This is a genomic window from Mesorhizobium sp. M7A.F.Ca.CA.002.09.1.1 (assembly GCF_003998555.1).
Taxonomy (GTDB): Bacteria; Pseudomonadota; Alphaproteobacteria; order Rhizobiales; family Rhizobiaceae; genus Mesorhizobium; species Mesorhizobium ciceri.
In genome coordinates this window covers 1-2602 of sequence record NZ_RZRR01000795.1, presented here as the reverse complement: position 1 = coordinate 2602, position 2602 = coordinate 1, and the positions used below count along the sequence as shown (strand labels likewise).

3 protein-coding genes are annotated in these 2602 nt (G+C 59.8%); all 3 read left to right on the top strand.

The window, feature by feature from the left end; genetic code table 11:
- Window positions 1–737: pyridoxal-dependent decarboxylase (locus EN994_RS26360; RefSeq protein ID WP_164746208.1), on the top strand; the 737-nt coding region annotated here is incomplete at its 5' end.
- A gap of 78 nt (window positions 738–815) precedes the next feature.
- Window positions 816–1583 (top strand): DeoR/GlpR family DNA-binding transcription regulator, encoded by a 768-nt coding sequence (locus EN994_RS26355; protein WP_013531814.1) that lies wholly within the window; start codon window positions 816–818, stop codon window positions 1581–1583.
- A gap of 126 nt (window positions 1584–1709) precedes the next feature.
- Window positions 1710–2602, top strand: an 893-nt coding sequence (glpD, locus tag EN994_RS26350) for a glycerol-3-phosphate dehydrogenase (RefSeq protein WP_127307936.1), incomplete at its 3' end; no start/stop codon positions are given.

The window sequence follows — 2602 nt, the reverse complement described above, 5'->3', positions numbered from 1 at the left end:
GCATGCTGCCGGCGGGCATCATCGCTTGCGTCGGCGGCACCAGCACTGGCGGCACCGACGACATTGCTGCGGTTGCCGAGGTGGCACGGCGGCATGGGCTTTATCTCCATGTCGATGCCGCCTGGGCGGGATCGGCGATGATCTGTCCGGAATATCGGCATTTCTGGACAGGCGTCGAAGGCGCCGATTCGATCGTTTTCAATCCGCACAAATGGCTGGGCGCTCAGTTCGACTGCTCGATCCAGTTCCTGCGCGACCCTGAAAGCCATGTCAGGACGCTGGCCATCAAGCCGGATTATCTGAAGACGCACGGTCATGACGGCATCATCAACTATTCCGAATGGTCGGTACCGCTCGGCAGGCGATTTCGCGCGTTGAAATTATGGTTCCTGCTGCGCGCCCATGGCCTGGAACGCCTGCGCACGATGATCCGCAATCATGTCGCGTGGAGCGAAGGGCTGGCGGCGCGGCTGGCAAGGGAGCCGGATTTCCAGATCGTCAGCGAACCGATGCTGTCGTTGTTCTCGTTCCGGCACAAGACCGCAACCGACGGGGACGAGCACAATCTGCGCCTTGTCAATGCGATCAACGACGATGGCCGCATCTACCTGACGCAGACGAAGGTTGATGGACTGATCGCAATCCGGTTCCAGGTCGGACAGTTCGAGGCGACCGCCGCCGATGTCGAAACGGCTTTTGTGGTGATTACTGAAATCGCACGTGGCCTGGGTCGCTGATTTCGTTAGCCGGCTTATGCCTTTTCATCGGTTTCGTTTTCGACTATAGACAAGAAAAACGAAAACGGGAGGTTGCCCATGTATCTGTCGCCGCGCCATGCCGAGATTATCCAGATGGCCAAGGATCACGGCCGCGTGCTGGTCGATGATCTGGCCAACCACTTCAATGTGACGCCGCAGACCATACGCAAGGACCTCAACGATTTGTGCGATCAGCGGCTGCTCTCGCGCATCCATGGCGGCGCGCTGTACCCCTCCGGCATCGAGAACATGGAGTATGAGGCGAGACGCAAGATTGCCGCCGACGAGAAGGAGGCGATCGGCCGTGCGGCAGCCAGGCTGATCCCCGACAACGCCTCGCTGTTCATCAACATCGGCACCACGACCGAGTCGGTCAGCAAGGCGTTGCTCGATCACAACGGTCTCATGGTCATCACCAATAACATCAATGTTGCCAATAGGATGCGGATATATCCGTCGATCGAAGTGGTGATCGCCGGTGGTGTCGTGCGCGGTTCCGATGGCGGTGTGGTCGGCGAGGCGGCGGTCGATTTCATTAGGCAGTTCAAGGTCGATTACGCGGTGATCGGCGCATCCGCCATCGACCATGACGGGGCCTTGCTCGACTTCGATTTTCGCGAGGTCAAGGTGGCGCAGGCGATCATCGCCAATGCAAGGCATGTCATCCTGGTTTCCGACCAGACCAAATTCGAGCGAACCGCACCGGTGCGCATCGGCCATCTGTCGCAGGTCAACACCTTCATCACCGACCGCTGCGACATCCCCTCGGTGCGCAAGATCTGCCAGGAGGCCGAGGTTCAGCTGATCGAGACGTCGCTCGCCTAGGCGGTTTTCAGCTGATATCACGCGCCCGTGATATTTCGTTTGACATTCGTTATCATTTCGAAATAATTCCGACACGGTTTCGTAAAAGCCCAAAAATGGTGCAATGCGAAATCGCTGGAGGAATTTGTGGACGCATCTCCGATCCGTGACATTTTCGTCATAGGCGGCGGCATCAATGGCTGCGGTATCGCCCGCGACGCCGTCGGGCGTGGCTTTTCCGTCTTTCTCGCCGAGATGAACGACCTCGCCAGCGGGACCTCCTCGGGCTCGACCAAATTGATCCATGGCGGCCTGCGCTACCTCGAATTCTACGAATTCCGCTTGGTGCGCGAAGCGCTGATGGAGCGCGAGGTTCTGTGGAAGAACGCGCCGCACATCATCTGGCCGATGCGCTTCGTGCTGCCCTATGCCAAGGGCCTGCGCCCGGCCTGGCTGATCAGGCTCGGTCTCTTCCTCTACGACCACATTGGCGGGCGCAAATTGCTGCCGGCGACCCGGACGCTGGACATGGCCAGGGATCCGGCCGGCAAGCCTTTGAAGCCGCTATTCAAGAAGGCCTTCGAATACTCGGATGGCTGGGTCAATGACGCGCGGCTGGTGGCGCTGAACGCACGTGATGCCGCCGACCGCGGCGCAACGGTCCGCACCCGCACGAAAGTGACCGGCGCGCGCCGCGAAAACGGCTTGTGGACGGTCCAGGTCGAGGATCTGCAGACCGGCGAGACCGAGGAGATCAAGGCGCGCCTGCTGGTCAATGCCGCTGGACCCTGGGTCGATCATGTGCTTTCCGGCGTCGTCGGCCTCAACGATGTGCACAATGTCCGCCTCGTGCAGGGCAGCCACATCGTCATCGCCAGGAAGTTCGACGATCCGCGCGCCTATTTCTTCCAGAACATGGATGGTCGCATCATCTTCGCCATTCCCTACGAAGAAGAGTTCACCCTGATCGGCACCACGGACCAGGATTACCCCGGCGATCCGCATGACGTGAGGATCAGCGACACCGAGATCGACTACCT